Origin of the sequence: Streptomyces sp. NPDC057697 (genome assembly GCF_042799335.1) — a bacterium.
Taxonomy (GTDB): Bacteria; Actinomycetota; Actinomycetes; order Streptomycetales; family Streptomycetaceae; genus Streptomyces.
The window spans coordinates 193,474-209,239 of the sequence record NZ_JBHVJA010000006.1; the positions used below are offsets into that span (position 1 = coordinate 193,474).

The 15,766-nt window shown below is 69.7% G+C and carries 17 protein-coding genes; 15 read left to right on the top strand and 2 right to left on the bottom strand.

What is annotated here, in order from left to right; all coding sequences use genetic code 11:
- Positions 1-149: 149 nt before the first annotated feature.
- Complete coding sequence (locus ACFVFH_RS18335) at positions 150-728, top strand: hypothetical protein (RefSeq protein ID WP_383769444.1); 579 nt, start codon at positions 150-152, stop codon at positions 726-728.
- A gap of 39 nt (positions 729-767) precedes the next feature.
- Here ACFVFH_RS18335 and ACFVFH_RS18340 read toward each other — a convergent pair whose 3' ends face one another.
- Positions 768-1,079: a ferredoxin gene (locus ACFVFH_RS18340; protein WP_383769447.1), complete on the bottom strand. Its 312-nt coding sequence runs from the start codon at positions 1,077-1,079 to the stop codon at positions 768-770.
- 242 nt (positions 1,080-1,321) lie between these two features.
- On the opposite strand from ACFVFH_RS18340, the gene arc reads away from it, so the two are divergent.
- The 5 genes from arc (at position 1,322) to prcA (ending at position 7,130) form a co-directional block, all read left to right on the top strand.
- The gene (gene arc / locus ACFVFH_RS18345; RefSeq protein ID WP_383769450.1) at positions 1,322-3,088 is read left to right on the top strand and encodes a proteasome ATPase; all 1,767 of its coding nucleotides are present in this window, start codon (positions 1,322-1,324) and stop codon (positions 3,086-3,088) included.
- Between the two features lie 233 nt (positions 3,089-3,321).
- The gene (gene dop / locus ACFVFH_RS18350; RefSeq protein WP_383769453.1) at positions 3,322-4,833 is read left to right on the top strand and encodes a depupylase/deamidase Dop; all 1,512 of its coding nucleotides are present in this window, start codon (positions 3,322-3,324) and stop codon (positions 4,831-4,833) included.
- Positions 4,834-4,954: 121 nt separating this feature from the next.
- Complete coding sequence (locus ACFVFH_RS18355) at positions 4,955-5,173, top strand: ubiquitin-like protein Pup (protein ID WP_266421631.1); 219 nt, start codon at positions 4,955-4,957, stop codon at positions 5,171-5,173.
- A gap of 240 nt (positions 5,174-5,413) precedes the next feature.
- Entirely contained in the window at positions 5,414-6,259 is an 846-nt protein-coding gene (gene prcB, locus ACFVFH_RS18360; RefSeq protein WP_383769457.1) for a proteasome subunit beta, read from the top strand.
- 58 nt (positions 6,260-6,317) lie between these two features.
- Positions 6,318-7,130: a proteasome subunit alpha gene (gene prcA / locus ACFVFH_RS18365; protein WP_383769460.1), complete on the top strand. Its 813-nt coding sequence runs from the start codon at positions 6,318-6,320 to the stop codon at positions 7,128-7,130.
- A gap of 69 nt (positions 7,131-7,199) precedes the next feature.
- Here prcA and ACFVFH_RS18370 read toward each other — a convergent pair whose 3' ends face one another.
- A complete protein-coding gene (locus tag ACFVFH_RS18370; RefSeq protein WP_383769462.1) occupies positions 7,200-8,240 on the bottom strand; it encodes a LacI family DNA-binding transcriptional regulator in 1,041 nt (346 codons plus the stop codon).
- A gap of 134 nt (positions 8,241-8,374) precedes the next feature.
- On the opposite strand from ACFVFH_RS18370, the gene ACFVFH_RS18375 reads away from it, so the two are divergent.
- The 9 genes from ACFVFH_RS18375 (at position 8,375) to tatA (ending at position 15,706) form a co-directional block, all read left to right on the top strand.
- Positions 8,375-9,634 carry an MFS transporter gene (locus ACFVFH_RS18375; RefSeq protein ID WP_383769464.1) on the top strand — a complete coding sequence of 420 codons (1,260 nt, stop codon included), beginning with the start codon at positions 8,375-8,377 and terminating at the stop codon, positions 9,632-9,634.
- A 9-nt stretch (positions 9,635-9,643) separates the two neighbouring features.
- Entirely contained in the window at positions 9,644-11,005 is a 1,362-nt protein-coding gene (gene pafA, locus ACFVFH_RS18380; RefSeq protein ID WP_383769467.1) for a Pup--protein ligase, read from the top strand.
- A gap of 126 nt (positions 11,006-11,131) precedes the next feature.
- The gene (locus tag ACFVFH_RS18385) at positions 11,132-12,073 is read left to right on the top strand and encodes an FKBP-type peptidyl-prolyl cis-trans isomerase (RefSeq protein WP_383769471.1); all 942 of its coding nucleotides are present in this window, start codon (positions 11,132-11,134) and stop codon (positions 12,071-12,073) included.
- A gap of 46 nt (positions 12,074-12,119) precedes the next feature.
- Positions 12,120-12,491 (top strand): FKBP-type peptidyl-prolyl cis-trans isomerase, encoded by a 372-nt coding sequence (locus ACFVFH_RS18390; RefSeq protein WP_383769473.1) that lies wholly within the window; start codon positions 12,120-12,122, stop codon positions 12,489-12,491.
- A gap of 116 nt (positions 12,492-12,607) precedes the next feature.
- The gene (locus ACFVFH_RS18395) at positions 12,608-13,555 is read left to right on the top strand and encodes a helix-turn-helix transcriptional regulator (RefSeq protein WP_383769476.1); all 948 of its coding nucleotides are present in this window, start codon (positions 12,608-12,610) and stop codon (positions 13,553-13,555) included.
- Positions 13,556-13,571: 16 nt separating this feature from the next.
- A complete protein-coding gene (locus ACFVFH_RS18400; RefSeq protein WP_383769478.1) occupies positions 13,572-14,540 on the top strand; it encodes a helix-turn-helix transcriptional regulator in 969 nt (322 codons plus the stop codon).
- Between the two features lie 7 nt (positions 14,541-14,547).
- A complete protein-coding gene (locus ACFVFH_RS18405; protein ID WP_383769481.1) occupies positions 14,548-14,820 on the top strand; it encodes a hypothetical protein in 273 nt (90 codons plus the stop codon).
- A 130-nt stretch (positions 14,821-14,950) separates the two neighbouring features.
- Entirely contained in the window at positions 14,951-15,148 is a 198-nt protein-coding gene (locus ACFVFH_RS18410; RefSeq protein ID WP_326764653.1) for a hypothetical protein, read from the top strand.
- 264 nt (positions 15,149-15,412) lie between these two features.
- Positions 15,413-15,706: a Sec-independent protein translocase subunit TatA gene (gene tatA / locus ACFVFH_RS18415; RefSeq protein WP_383769485.1), complete on the top strand. Its 294-nt coding sequence runs from the start codon at positions 15,413-15,415 to the stop codon at positions 15,704-15,706.
- Positions 15,707-15,766: the final 60 nt, after the last annotated feature.

Here is a 15,766-nt window from a genome sequence, read left to right on the forward strand (position 1 = left end):
CGGCCGGCCGATCCGTACCGACCCCACCGTTCCGCTGCTCTGTGACGTGTGGCACGATGCTGGCCACCCCGTGCCGCCGCACCACCATCGGCGCCGCCGCCGCTCGTGCAGGCATCCTCGATCCACAGGAACCACAGGAGACATCCCGCGTGCAGACCTCCGAGCTCCCGGACCTCGCGCACACCGACACCAAGCCGCTGCACTGGCTCGCCACCGCGGCGGCCATGGCCGCCGTCGTCGCGGCCGCCGGCCTGCTCCAGCCGGACCCCGCGGCCTCCGCCTCCACCCCCCACCGCACCACGGCCCAGCACCGCACCACGACCGCCGCGGCCCCCGATCCGGCCCATGTGTCCTTCCCGCTGGACTGCGGCCAGGTCGGCAGCACCGTGGCCGAGCAGGCCACCGGAGACCTCGACGGCGACGGCCGCCCCGAGACCGTCGCGGTGGTCCGCTGCGCGGCCGGCTCCGGCACCCCGCCGAGCGGCGTCTACGTTCTCACACAGGGAAGCGGGGCCGCACCGAGGGTCGTGGCGACCCTGGTGGACCCCGCCCAGGGGACGAGCGTCGGGGAGTTCGCGGTGCGTGACGGAATTGTTTCGGCCACTCTGTTCGGCTACTCCTCGGACGCCGTGGCGCGCTGCTGCCCCGACCGCCAGGAGCGCGTCACCTGGCGGTGGAGGAGCGGAGCGTTCGTCCGTGCCACCCAGGCCGCCCCGAGCGACGCCTGACCGCTCACCGGGTGTGACCGGCGGCCCGAGGGCGCCGGATCAGGCGGCCTCGGGACCGTACACCTCGACGCTGTCGGAGACGCGGCGCACGTGGATGCAGTCGCCGGGGCACTCCTTGGCCGAATCGACGACGTCCTGGAGGAGCGGCAGCGGCACGGGTGTCGTCGCGCCCTTGTCCTGCAGCAGCTCGTCGTCCGCGCTCTTCACGTACGCCAGGCCGTCGATGTCCAGCTCGAACACCTCGGGTGCGTACTGGACGCAGATCCCGTCTCCCGTGCAGAGGTCCTGGTCGATCCAGACCTCCAGGTCCTGCGCGTCGCCACCGTTGGAAGCGTCCTGCTGCACGGTCATTTCTCCTGCCGTTCCCTGCGTATCCGAACCAAAAGAAGCCAGCCCTGACGGGTGTTGAACGGTTCGACGATACAACCGGCCGCTTTCCGATGTTGAAGGGTGGGTATTCCCCTGACACGAGGGGGGAACGCAAGGGTGAAGATCGGACACGCCCCGCAGTCTTTGTGATCTAGGGGTTTCAATCATCACCCACCCAGGTAGGGTCAGGAAGCGTCCAGCTCCCCTTGGAGGAGGTGAGGACCGTGGCAGCCCACGACGACGACATCAACCGCGGCATCCGGCCCGGGCGGGGGTCCGAAGACCCAGCCGGCCAGGTCGCCTATCTTGAGCAGGAAATCGCCGTCCTGCGACGTAAGCTCGCCGACTCTCCGCGCCATACGAGGATTCTCGAAGAGCGGATCGTCGAGTTGCAGACCAACCTGGCAGGCGTGTCCGCACAGAATGAGCGGCTCGCCAACACATTGCGCGAGGCCCGCGACCAGATCGTGGCCCTCAAGGAAGAAGTCGACCGGCTCGCACAGCCGCCGGCCGGTTTCGGTGTGTTTCTCCAGGGCAACGAGGACGGCACCTGCGACATCTTCACCGGAGGCCGAAAGCTCCGGGTGAACGTCAGCCCCAGCGTCGAGCTCGACGACCTCCGGCGCGGCCAGGAAGTCATGCTCAACGAAGCGCTCAACGTGGTCGACGCCATGGAATTCGAGCGGGCCGGGGACATCGTCACCCTCAAGGAGATCCTTGAGGACGGCGAGCGGGCCCTGGTCATCGGGCACACCGACGAGGAACGGGTGGTCAGGCTCGCCGAGCCGCTGCTGGACATCACCATCCGCCCCGGCGACGCCCTCCTGCTCGAACCCAGGTCCGGCTACGTCTACGAAGTGGTCCCCAAGAGCGAGGTCGAGGAGCTCGTCCTCGAAGAGGTTCCGGACATCGACTACGACAAGATCGGCGGTCTGGGCGACCAGATCGAGCTGATCCGCGACGCGGTCGAGCTCCCCTATCTCCACCCCGACCTCTTCAGGGAACACGAGCTGCGCCCGCCCAAGGGCATCCTGCTCTACGGCCCCCCCGGCTGCGGCAAGACGCTCATCGCCAAGGCCGTCGCCAACTCCCTTGCCAAGAAGGTCGCCGAGGTCACCGGCCAGCCGGCCGGCAAGAGCTACTTCCTCAACATCAAGGGCCCGGAGCTGCTCAACAAGTACGTCGGCGAGACCGAGCGGCACATCCGCCTGGTCTTCCAGCGTGCCCGTGAGAAGGCGAGCGAGGGCACCCCCGTCATCGTCTTCTTCGACGAGATGGAATCGCTCTTCCGCACCCGTGGATCCGGCGTCAGCTCGGACGTGGAGAACACCATCGTCCCCCAGCTGCTCGCCGAGATCGACGGTGTCGAGGGCCTGGAGAACGTGATCGTCATCGGCGCCTCCAACCGTGAGGACATGATCGACCCCGCGATCCTGCGGCCCGGCCGCCTCGATGTGAAGATCAAGATCGAGCGTCCGGACGCGGAGGCCGCGAAGGACATCTTCGCGAAGTACCTCACGCCTTCGCTGCCGCTGCACGCGGACGACCTCGCGGAGCACACCGGCTCCAAGGAGGCCGCCGCGCACGCCATGATCCAGTCGGTCGTCGAGCGGATGTACACCGAGTCCGAGGAGAACCGCTTCCTGGAGGTCACGTACGCCAACGGCGACAAGGAAGTCCTGTACTTCAAGGACTTCAACTCCGGCGCGATGATCCAGAACATCGTCGACCGGGCCAAGAAGATGGCCATCAAGGCCTTCCTCGACCAGGGTCAGAAGGGCCTCAGGGTCTCCCACCTCCTCCAGGCATGCGTGGACGAGTTCAAGGAGAACGAGGACCTGCCGAACACCACCAACCCGGACGACTGGGCCCGGATCTCCGGCAAGAAGGGCGAGCGGATCGTCTTCATCCGCACGCTCGTCACCGGGAAGCAGGGCGCGGACACCGGTCGCTCCATCGACACGGTGGCGAACACCGGGCAGTACCTGTAAGCACGCGGACAGGCTGCGGATGCCCGGCAGGGCATCCGCAGCCGGTTGCTTTCGGTACGGCTCGCGCGACACCGCACAATGACGCAATTGATCTCCCCACCAGCACAGAGGCGCTCTAGGCTCTTGCGTACCGCCCGGTCGCGCAGTGCGTGGACGGGCAGTGCACGCGCACCGACAAGCAGCGGTACTGGAGCGCCGCCCCCGAGGGAGCGCCGCCGGGCAAGGAGGGCCGCATGACCGTACGGCGAGTAATGGGCATCGAGACGGAGTACGGGATCTCCGTTCCCGGCCATCCCAACGCCAATGCCATGCTCACCTCGTCCCAGATCGTCAACGCCTACGCAGCGGCGATGCACCGGGCGCGCCGCGCCCGCTGGGACTTCGAGGAGGAGAATCCGCTGCGGGACGCGCGGGGTTTCGACCTGGCCCGCGAGACCGCGGACTCCAGCCAGCTCACCGACGAGGACATCGGCCTCGCCAATGTCATCCTCACCAATGGGGCCCGCCTCTACGTCGACCACGCGCACCCGGAGTACAGCTCCCCGGAAGTCACCAATCCGCGGGACGCGGTCCTCTGGGACAAGGCCGGCGAACGCATCATGGCCGAGGCCGCCGAGCGCGCGGCCCAGCTCCCCGGCGCCCAGCCGATCCATCTCTACAAGAACAACACCGACAACAAGGGCGCCTCGTACGGCACGCACGAGAACTACCTGATGAAGCGGGAGACCCCGTTCTCCGACATCGTGCGCCATCTGACCCCGTTCTTCGTCTCCCGCCAGGTGGTCACCGGGGCCGGACGCGTGGGAATCGGCCAGGACGGCCACGAGCACGGCTTCCAGCTCAGTCAGCGCGCCGACTACTTCGAGGTCGAGGTCGGGCTGGAGACCACGCTCAAGCGCCCCATCATCAACACCCGGGACGAACCCCACTCCGACGCCGAGAAGTACCGCCGGCTCCACGTGATCATCGGGGACGCGAACCTCTCGGAGATCTCCACCTATCTCAAGCTCGGCACCACCGCCCTGGTCCTCTCCATGATCGAGGACGGCTTCATCAACGTGGACCTCGCGGTCGACCAGCCGGTGCGCACCCTGCACCACGTCTCCCACGACCCCGGGCTGAAGCACCTCGTCACGCTGCGCAGCGGCCGCACCCTCACCGCGGTGCAACTGCAGATGGAGTACTTCGAGCTGGGCCGCAAGTACGTCGAGGAGCGGTACGGGGCCGATGCCGACGAGCAGACCAAGGACGTCCTGAGCCGCTGGGAGGACACCCTCAACCGGCTGGAGAACGATCCGATGAGCCTCTCCGGCGAGCTCGACTGGGTCGCCAAGCGGGAGCTCATGGAGGGCTACCGCCGCCGCGACAGCCTGGACTGGGACGCGGCGCGCCTGCACCTGGTCGATCTCCAGTACGCCGACGTACGGGCCGAGAAGGGCCTGTACAACCGTCTGGCGGCCCGCGGGAAGATGAAGCGGCTGCTGGACGAGGACGAGGTCGAGCGGGCCCGTACGCGGCCACCGGAGGACACCAGGGCCTACTTCCGCGGCCGCTGCCTGGAGCAGTACGCCGACGACGTGGCCGCGGCCTCCTGGGACTCGGTCATCTTCGACCTGCCGGGCCATGACTCGCTGCAACGGGTACCCACCCTGGAACCGCTGCGCGGCACCCGCAACCACGTCAAGGAGCTCCTGGACCGCTGCCGCACGGCGGAGGAGCTGGTCCAGGTCCTGTCGGGCGGCTGAAAGGGCCGGGATCGGGGAATCATCGGGATGACCCCCGGACGTTGAGGGAAAGTACCGGGCCGATGTCGGAGCCCGTGGGTAGGGTCTGATCAAGTGCTTCGAACCGAGCGGGGTGAGCTAGATGGCGACCAAGGACACCGGCGGCGGACAGCAGAAGGCGACACGGTCCACGGAGGAGGTCGAGGAGCAGGCGCAGGACGCCCAGGCCTCCGAGGACCTCAAGGACCGGCAGGAGAAGCTGAGCGACGACGTCGACTCGGTCCTGGACGAGATCGACGACGTGCTGGAGGAGAACGCGGAGGACTTCGTGAGGTCCTTCGTACAAAAGGGCGGCCAGTAGTTCACGGATGTGAACGCGGGGGAGTGAGCGGTGCGCGCGGTACGGGCCGACCCGGTCCGTGCCGCGCGGGCGCAAGCGCCACCGCGAGCCGTGCAGCCGCCCCCGCGGCTCATGTGGATCGCCGCCGCGGGGCGGGTAGGGTCCGTGGCGTAACCGCATCAACTGCAATTCGGCCGTCGCCGAGTTGGGAGACGATCCTGACGCCCAGCTCAGGGCCGTCGTTTACCTGGAGGGAAACGCGTGGAAGCCAACACTCGTAGCACCGGGCGTCTACCAGCTGCCTTCCTGACGCCGGGATCCTCTTCTTTCATGGATTTCCTGTCCGACCAGGCACCTGGAATGCTCCCCGGCAACCGGAACCTGCCGCCCCTGCAGGGCGCCGTCGAGGCGCCGCACGGGACGACCATCGTCGCGGTGACGTTCCCCGGCGGTGTGGTCCTGGCCGGTGACCGGCGCGCGACCATGGGCAATGTGATCGCACAGCGCGACATCGAGAAGGTCTTCCCGGCCGACGAGTACTCGGCGGTGGGCATCGCCGGCACGGCCGGGCTGGCCGTCGAGATGGTCAAGCTCTTCCAGCTGGAGCTGGAGCACTTCGAGAAGGTCGAGGGCGCCCAGCTCTCCCTGGAGGGCAAGGCGAACCGGCTCTCCACGATGATCCGCAGCAATCTGGCCATGGCCATGCAGGGCCTGGCCGTCGTGCCGCTCTTCGCCGGTTTCGACGTCGACCGCGAGAAGGGCCGCATCTTCTCGTACGACGTCACCGGCGGCCGTTCCGAGGAACACGGATACGCGGCCACCGGCTCCGGTTCGGTCTTCGCCCGCAGTTCGATGAAGAAGCTGTTCCGCCAGGACCTGACGGAGCAGGACGCCCTCACCCTGGTCGTGCAGGCGCTGTACGACGCCGCGGACGACGACTCGGCGACCGGCGGCCCGGACGTGGCCCGGCGGATCTATCCGATCGTCACCGTCATCACCGACGAGGGCTTCAGGAGGCTGGACGAGGCGGAGTCCTCGGACATCGCACGCTCCGTCCTGGAACGCCGGCTGGAACAGCCCGACGGCCCGCGCGCCGCGCTGCTCTGACCTCCGTTCCGCTGCTTCTTCGATGCTCTCGTCACTGACAGAAAGGGACGGATAACCGGTGTCGACGCCGTTCTATGTCTCACCCCAGCAGGCCATGGCCGACCGGGCGGAATACGCCCGGAAGGGCATCGCCCGCGGTCGCAGCCTGGTCGTGCTGCAGTATGCCGACGGCATTGTGTTCGTCGGCGAGAACCCGTCCCGTGCGCTGCACAAGTTCAGCGAGATCTACGACCGGATCGGCTTCGCCGCCGCCGGCAAGTACAACGAGTACGAGAACCTCCGCATCGGCGGGGTGCGCTACGCCGATCTGCGCGGATACACCTACGACCGCGACGATGTGACGGCCCGTGGACTGGCCAACGTCTACGCGCAGACGCTGGGCACCATCTTCTCCAGTGCGGCCGAGAAGCCGTACGAGGTGGAGCTGGTGGTCGCCGAGGTCGGCGCCGAGCCGGAGGGCGACCAGATCTACCGGCTGCCGCACGACGGCTCGATCGTCGACGAGCACGGCTCGGTCGCGGTCGGCGGCAACGCCGAGCAGATCAGTACCTTCCTGGACCAGCGGCACCGCGACGGGATGACGCTCGCCGAGGCGCTGAAGCTGGCCGTGCAGGCGCTGTCGCGCGATCCCAACGGCAGCGAGCGGGAGATCCCCGCGGAGCGGCTGGAGGTCGCGGTCCTGGACCGCACACGGCCGCAGCAGCGGAAGTTCAGGCGGATCGTCGGCAGGCAGCTGGCGCGGCTGCTGGAGGCGGACGGCGGCTCCGCGCCGACGGACGCCCCCTCCGACACGGAGGAGGGCGACGGCGGCGAGTCCGCCACCACGACGGAGACTCCCGGGTCCACCGACTCCGGCGGTGACATCGAGTAGTCCGCGGCGGGACGCCCCGCCGCTCGCGACCGTGCCCCGGTCCGCCGTCCCCGGCGGGCCGGGGCACGGTCATGGCCGCGGTGCGTCCGAGGGAGGGGGCGCCGAGGAGCCGCGGGCCACCAGCTGGACGGGGAGGCTGCCGGGCTCGGCCGGGCGGCCGTCCAGCACCGTCAGCAGGGCGGCCATGCCCCGCTCCCCGACCTGCTCGGCGGGCAGCTGCACGGTGGTGAGCTCCGGCTCCACGGCGGTCGCCAGGGCCAGGTCGTCGAACCCGGTGACGGACAGGTCCTCGGGCACACGGAGGCCGAGCCTGCGGGCGGCCTTGCAGGCACCCGCGGCGAGGATGTCGTCGTCGCAGACGAGCGCGGTGGGCCGGGGGCCCGGGGCGGCGAGCGCGTGCTCCGCCGCGACGCGGCCCGCGTGGACGTCGAGCGCCGCCGTCGCGGTCCGTACGGAGGTGCCGGGCACGGCCCGCAGGGCGTCCCGGAGCGCCCGGCCGCGTTCCGCGAAGGTCCAGGAGCCGACCGCCGACGCCAGATGGACGAAGCTGCGGTGGCCGAGGGCGAGCAGATGCCCGGCGACCTGCCGCATTCCGTCGGCGATGTCCAGGTTGACGTGGGCCGCGACACCGGTGTCCGCCGGGTCGCTGTCGAGCATGACCAGCGGCAGGCCCGCGCCGCGCAGCGCGTCGAGCGCGCCCGCGGCCATGGAGGAGGCGATCACGCCGTCCAGCGAGGTGCTCGCCGAGGCGAACGGGTCCCGGGCCGGGCCGACGCCGTCGGGGGACGGGTAGAGGACGACACCGAAGCCGTGCTCGGCGGCGACCCTGGCGGCACCGGTGTAGACGCGCGCGAAGAACTCGTTGGTGAGCGCGGGGACGACCAGCAGCGCCGTCCTGGTGCCGCCCAGGCGCAGGCTGCGGGCCGCCAGATTGGGCCGGTAGCCGAGGTCGTCGGCGGTGCCGCGCACGCGCTCGGCGGTGGCCTCGGAGACCCTGCCCCGCCATTTGCCGCCGAGCACGAGGGAGACGGTGGCCTGCGAGACACCCGCCGCCCGTGCCACATCGCGGCTGGTGGGCCGGGTCGGGGCGGGCTGCGGTGCGCTGGTCACTCGGGCCTCCGGGCCGGTCGGGGCAGGCGTCGTGCGGTGGACCTGCGGACTGGGCACATGGTACGTATGAACCTCGACGTTATACGTAAAACCTCGGGGTCGCCGGACCGTACGGGGGAGAGGGGCGACAGGACATGGCCGCGGGATATCTGGACATCCTCCGGGCGCGGCACGCCGCCCGGCTGCTGGCGGGGACCCTGGTGGGGCGGCTGCCGAACGGCACCGCCCCCGTCGCGATCGTGCTCTTCACCCGCGCCGAGGGCGGCACCTACACCCTGGCCGGGGCCCTCGCGGCCGTGTACGGGCTGGCCACCGCCGTCGGCCAGCCGCTGCTGGGCCGCGCCGTGGACCTGTACGGGCAGCCGCGCGTCCAGCTCCCGGCCGCCGTGGTGTCGGCCCTCGGCATGGCCCTGCTGGCCCTGGTGGGCCTGGGATCGCTGCCGCTGGCCTACGGGGCGGTGGCGGTTGCCGGGGTCTTCACACCGCCCCTGGAGGGCGGCCTGAGGGCCCTGTGGCCGAGTGTCCTGGGCCGCGAGGACCGGGTGCACCGCGCGTACGCCATGGACGCCGTCGCCCAGGAGGTCATGTTCACCGTGGGCCCGCTTCTGGTGACGGTGCTGGTCTCCCTCTGGTCACCGGCCGCCGCCCTGCTGGTCATCAACGCCCTGGGCGTCCTCGGGGCCCTCTCCGTCGTCCTGGCCGAGCCCTCCCGTACCTGGCGCTCCGCGCCCCGCGAGGCCCACTGGCTGGGCGCGCTGCGCTCGCGCGGGCTCCTGGCGCTGCTCGGGTCGTTCTTCTTCGTCGGGCTCGCGCTGGGCTCGATCACGGTGGCCGGTGTGGCCTACGCCGACGACCACGGCCGCGAGTCGGTGTACGGCTGGCTGATGGCCGCGCTCGGACTGGGCGCGCTGATCGGCGGCACGGTCTACGGGGCGCGGCAGTGGGCCGGGGCGCCGGAACGCCGGCTGCGGGTCATCGTCGCGCTGCTGGCACTGGGCTATCTGCCGCTGGTGCTGACCCCCGGAGTGGTCGCCATGACCGCACTGGCGGCAGTGGCCGGGGTCTTTCTGGCGCCCGCGATCGCCTGCTCCTTCATCGTCGTCGACCGGCACGCCCCGCGGGGCACCGTGACCGAGGCGTTCTCCTGGCTGGTGACGACCTTCGGGGTCGGCGCGGCGGCGGGAACGGCCGTGGCGGGCCCGGCCGTCGAGCTGGGCGGCACCTCGTGGAGCTTCGCCGTGGCGGGGGCCGGTGGGGTGGCGGCGCTGCTGGTCCTGCTGGCGACCGGAAGGGCACTGGCCGTTCCCGGGCGTACGGCGGTTGCCGCACAGGGATCGGAAAATGATCGGAACGGTGCTGTCGAACCCGGTTTCAGCTCAGGCCATCAGGCGTAATGTTCAGTCATGGACCGCCGCATTTTCGGGCTGGAGAACGAGTACGGCGTCACGTGCACGTTCAGGGGACAGCGCCGACTGTCCCCTGATGAAGTGGCGCGCTACCTCTTCCGCCGTGTTGTGTCATGGGGCCGCAGCAGCAATGTCTTTCTGCGGAACGGCGCCCGCCTCTACCTCGACGTGGGATCGCATCCGGAATATGCAACCCCCGAATGCGACAACCTGACCGAACTGGTCACCCACGACAAGTCCGGCGAGCGCATTCTCGAAGGCCTGCTCGTCGACGCCGAACGCCGCCTGCACGAGGAGGGAATCGCGGGCGACGTCTATCTCTTCAAGAACAACACCGACTCGGCGGGAAACTCCTACGGATGCCATGAGAACTACCTCGTGGCCCGGCACGGAGAATTCTCCCGGCTCGCGGACATCCTCATTCCCTTCCTCGTCACCAGACAGCTGATCTGCGGCGCGGGCAAGGTGCTGCAGACCCCCCGGGGCGCCGTCTACTGCGTCAGCCAGCGTGCCGAGCACATCTGGGAGGGCGTCAGTTCCGCGACCACGCGCTCCCGCCCGATCATCAATACGCGTGACGAACCGCACGCGGACGCCGAGCGGTACCGCCGCCTCCACGTCATCGTCGGTGACTCCAACATGTCCGAGACGACCATGCTCCTCAAGGTCGGCGCGACCGATCTCGTGCTCCGCATGATCGAAGCGGGCACGGTCATGCGGGACCTGACGCTGGAGAACCCCATCCGGGCGATCCGGGAGGTCAGCCACGACACCACGGGACAGCGCAAGGTGCGCCTGGCCAGCGGCCGTGAGGCGTCCGCCATCGAGGTGCAGCGCGAGTACTACGAGAAGGCCGTCGACTTCGTCGACCGCCGCGGCATCCGCACCGGGACCGTCGCACAGGTCCTGGAGCTCTGGGGCCGTACGCTCGACGCGATCGAGGCCGAGGACCTCGACCGCATCGAGACCGAGATCGACTGGGTGATGAAGTACAAGCTCATCGAGCGGTACCGGGCCAAGCACAACATGACCATGTCGCATCCCCGGGTCGCCCAGATAGACCTCGCGTACCACGACATCCACCGTCGTCGCGGTCTGTACTACCTGCTGGAGCGCAAGGGGCAGGCCGCCCGCGTCTGCAACGACCTGAAGATCTTCGAGGGCAAGTCCGTGCCCCCGCAGACGACCAGGGCGCGGCTGCGCGGCGACTTCATCCGCAGGGCGCAGGAACAGCGGCGGGACTTCACCGTCGACTGGGTCCACCTCAAGCTCAACGACCAGGCGCAGCGCACCGTGTTGTGCAAGGACCCGTTCCGTTCGGTGGACGACCGGGTGGAAAAGCTGATCGCGGGTATGTGAGCCGGCACGGGTCGATCCCGGCCTCCGGCGCGACGCGGGCCCCGTGCGTTCCTCGTACGGGGCCCCGCGTACGCCCTAGAGTGTCGGGGACTCAACCAACCGTGCCGTCTGAGATCTGAGGAACAAGTGCGCCGACTTGCCGGCCTTCTCGTCGTCCCCCTGTTGCTGCTGACAGCGGCCTGCGGGGACGAAAAGGGCTCTGATTCCGTTTCCGCCACGTCGAAGGACGGTTTTCCCGCGATCACCGCGGGCGCGAAGTTCGGTGAGAAGCCGACCCTGGCCAAGGGCACGGGCAACCCGCCCAAGGAGCTCAAGACCAGAGTGGTCAGCCAGGGGGACGGCGCCGCGATCAAGAACGGCGACGCGATCCAGGTCAATTACCTCGGCCAGTCCTGGGACTCCGACAAGCCCTTCGACAACAGCTTCGACCGCAAGCAGCCGTTCGATCTGACCCTCGGCGCCGGCATGGTCATCCAGGGCTGGGACAAGGGTCTCGTCGGCCAGAAGGTCGGCAGCAGGGTCCAGCTGGTCATTCCGCCGGACCTCGGATACGGCGACCAGGGCCAGGGCGACATCAAGCCCAAGGCCACGCTCGTGTTCGTCGTCGACGTCCTCAAGGCCACGCAGATCCCGGCCTCCGCCAAGGGCACCGAGGTCGCCCAGGACAACATCGACCTCCCCAAGGTCGGCACCAACACGGACGGCAAGGCCCCCGAGGTCACCATCCCGACCAAGAGCGACCCGCCGGCCAAGCTCGTCTCCAACTACATCCTGGAGTCCAAGGGCGACGTCGTGAAGGACACCGACAGTGTCGTGGTGAACTACGTCGCGCTGCTCTGGAAGGACGGCAAGACGTTCGACAGCACCTACAAGGCGGGCAAGACACAGACCTTCCCGCTCGCCCAGGTGACCCTGAAGGGGCTGAAGAACGGCCTGGTCGGCAAGAAGATCGGCAGCCGGGTGCTCCTGGTCGTCCCGCCGGACCAGGGTTTCGGCGACAAGGCGCAGCAGACCATCCCCGCCAAGTCCACGCTGGTCTTCGCCGTCGACCTCCTGGCGAAGATGTAAGACTGTCCCGGTTGCCCAGTAGTTCACCAGTAAGAGGAGCACGTCAGTGAACATCGAGAAGCCCGAGATCGACTTCCCGGGGGGCGAGCCGCCGGCCGACCTGGAGATCGAGGAGATCTGGGAGGGCGACGGCGCGGTGGCCAAGGCGGGCGACAAGGTCTCCGTCCACTACGTGGGTGTCGCCTTCTCCACCGGCGAGGAGTTCGACGCCTCCTGGAACCGTGGCGGCCCGCTCCAGTTCCAGCTCGGTGTCGGCCAGGTCATCGCCGGCTGGGACCGCGGCGTGCAGGGCATGAAGGTGGGCGGCCGTCGCAAGCTGACCATCCCCGCGCACCTCGCGTACGGTGACCGCGGCGCCGGTGCCCGCATCGCGCCCGGCGAGACGCTGATCTTCGTCTGCGACCTGGTCGCCGTCTGATCCCCCGCCTCCGTGCGATCCGAGGGCCCGTGCCGCCAGGCACGGGCCCTCGCTTTTGTCCCGACACCGCGTAGCGGTACGGTCGACCGTCGGAGAGCGAAACAGAAGGGGCGTCGATGGCGATTGCCAAGGCCGAGCGGCTGATGAACCTGGCGCTGTGTCTGCTGGGGACCCGCCGTCCCCTCAGCAAGCGCGAGCTGCGCGGTTCCATCGAGGCCTATCTGGAGGCGGGCTCCGACGACGCCTTCAACCGGATGTTCGAGCGCGACAAGGACGATCTGCGCGAGCTCGGTCTGATCATCGAGACCGTGGAGAACCTGGACGGCGAGACGGGATACCTCGCCCGCCGCGACAGCAACCGGCTCCCCCCGATCACGCTGGACGCCGAGGAGGCCGCCGCGCTCGGGCTGGCCGCCAAGGTCTGGCAGCAGGCGCGGCTGGCCGGCGCCGCCAGCGGCGCCCTGCAGAAGCTGCGGGCCGCCGGTATGCCGGAGGACGCGTACGAGGTGCACAGCGCCCTCGAACCGCGCATCCCGGTCCACGAGGCGGCCTTCGAACCGCTGATGCTGGCCTGCCGCGACCGCCGCCCGGTGACCTTCGACTACCGCAAGGGCAACGCCGCCAGGCCCGAGCAGCGCCAGGTCGAGCCGTGGACCCTGGAGTGCTGGCGTGGGCACTGGTACCTGGCCGGCTGGGACCGGGAACGCGGCGCCGAGCGGGTGTTCCGGCTCTCCCGCATCTCCGGCCGGGTCCGCTCCCGGGCCGGGGCCTTCACCGCCGAGGTGCCCGACGTGGTGACCGTGCGCGAGACGGTCGAGAGCTGGGCGGGCGAGACGGCCACCCGGACCGCGCTGATCAGGCTGCGCACCGGTGCCGGATACCCGCTGCGCTCGCGCGCCGTGTCGGTCCGGGAACTCGGCGACGGGTGGGACGAGTTGGAGATTCCGTACGGACATGGCCTGGACGCCTGGCTCGTCGAGTTCGGCCCGGACGTCGTCGTACAGGAACCCGCCGATCTGCGGGCCGATGTGGTGGACCGGCTGCGCGCCGTGGCCAAGGACTGAGAGAGGGACGGCACTCATGGCCACGAACGCGATCGACCAGACCCGCCGGATGCTCTCCCTGGTGACGTATCTGCGCGAGCGCCCCGGCGCCCACGTCCAGGACGTCGCCCGCGCCTTCGGGATCACCGAGGACGAGCTGATCTCGGACCTCGACGTACTGCCCATGTGCGGGACGAGCTTCCGCGGCGGGGACCTGCTGGACATCGACACCGACGGCGACCGCATCTGGTGGCACAACCCGGACGACGTCGCCGAGCCGCTGCGGCTCGCCGCCGACGAGGCGACGGCCCTCCTGGTCGCCGCCCGCGCCGTGGCCACGCTGCCGGGGCTGCGCGAGAGCGACCGGCAGGCGCTGCTGCGGGCCACCGCGAAGCTGGAGACCGCGGCGGGCGAGGTGGGGGCGGCGAGCTCGCGGCTCTCGGTCACCTTCGAGTCCGAGGGCGGCGTCTTCGCCGATGTCGACCGGGCGATCTCCGAGCGGCGCCGGCTCTGGCTGCGCTACTACTCTCCCGCGCGCGACGAACTCACCGAGCGCGAGGTGGACCCGATCCGGCTGTTCGCCGTGGGGCACACCTACATGGAGGCCTGGTGCAGGTCGTCGGAGGACCGGCGTACGTTCCGGCTCGACCGGGTCGCCGAGATCCGGCTGCTGGACGAGCCCGCCGCCCCGCCCGAGCTGGAGCTGAGGGACCTTTCCGCGGGACTCGTCCAGCCGGCCGCCGAGGACCCGGAGGTCGTCGTCGAGGTGGGCCCCGGCGGGCGCTGGGTCGCCGAGTACTACCCGCACGACCGCGCGGAGGAGCTGCCCGACGGCGGACTGCGGATCGTGCTGCGCACCCCCGACCCGGCCTCGCTGCGGCGGCTCGCGCTGCGACTGGGCGGCGAGGGCCGCATCGTCTCGCCGCCGGAGCTGGCCCGGAGCGCACAGCAGGCCGCCCGTGCGGCGCTCGCCGCGTACGACGAGCCGGTCCGAGCGGAGGTCTGAGGGAGAGATGAGCAATATGCCCGTGGTGTCAGGTGTTCCGACCGTGGTCGTGCCCGAGTCCGTACGGTTCAAGGCCGCCTGCCCGGACTGCCGTGAGCGGTTCGAGCTGGCGGCAACCGCCATTCGCCTCGCCGTGGGGGCGAGCCCCCGGACGACGTTCTACTCCTTCACCTGCCCGCAGTGCGGCGCGGCCGTCCGGAAGCCCGCCGGGGAGCGGATAGTCGAGCTCCTCAGCGGGGGCGGGGTGCGGACGCTGCGCCTCCACACCACCGGCCTCTAGGACGTGTACCCGAAGTCCCGTCTCCCTTCGGGCGGACGACGCCACTTCCGATACACGCCCCGGAGAGATTCCACCCGCCTTCGGCGCACTTCCACGCCGTCGGCCCCCTAGACACATCGAGGCTCTGCGCATGTTCTGGCCCATGCTCGCCATCGCCCTGGGATTTCTCGGGATCGCCGTTCTCGGTGTGCTGGCCGTCAAGGTCTTCATCGAGGCCCAGCGGCTCGGGCAGCAGGTGACCCGGACCACCCAGCGCATCAACCGGGCCGCGGAGGACCTCGAAAGGGCGGCGACGGACCTCGCCGCGACCGGTGAGGCGCTGCGCTAGAAGGCATCGCCCCACTGGCCCGTGCACGGCTGTGAGCAGGGCGGATCGATCCGGACGGGCGTGGCCTCCTGTTTCGCGGGTTCGGAGGGTACGCTGCTGAAGGCGGCCCTGAGAGCGAGGCATGGGCCGTAATCGCAAGGATGCATGGGTATTGCCCTGCGTTTACTCCTGCGGGATACGATCGCTGACGGTAAGAAGATCGGACGTCTTGTCCGAGGTTCCATCCGCCCCACCCCTGCTGCCTCGGTGAGAAGGTACACGCATATGTTCGGAAGGCTCGGCGCTCCCGAGATCATCCTGATCCTCGTCGTCATTGTTCTGCTGTTCGGCGCGAAGAAGCTTCCTGACATGGCTCGCTCGCTCGGCAAGTCGGCCCGCATCCTCAAGAGCGAGGCCAAGGCCATGAAGTCCGAGAGCGGTCCGTCGGCGACCCCGGCCGAGCCGGCCGCGAACGACGACGCCCAGGACCAGTCCGCCCAGCGCACCATCAAGGCCGCCCCCGGCGACGTGACCAGCTCGCGTCCGGTCGCGGAGCCGACCGACTCGACCAAGCGCTGACAAGAAACGGGCCGACGCAGGCGCCCTGATCGGTGAGGGCCTGCTGCACGAGATGAGGAC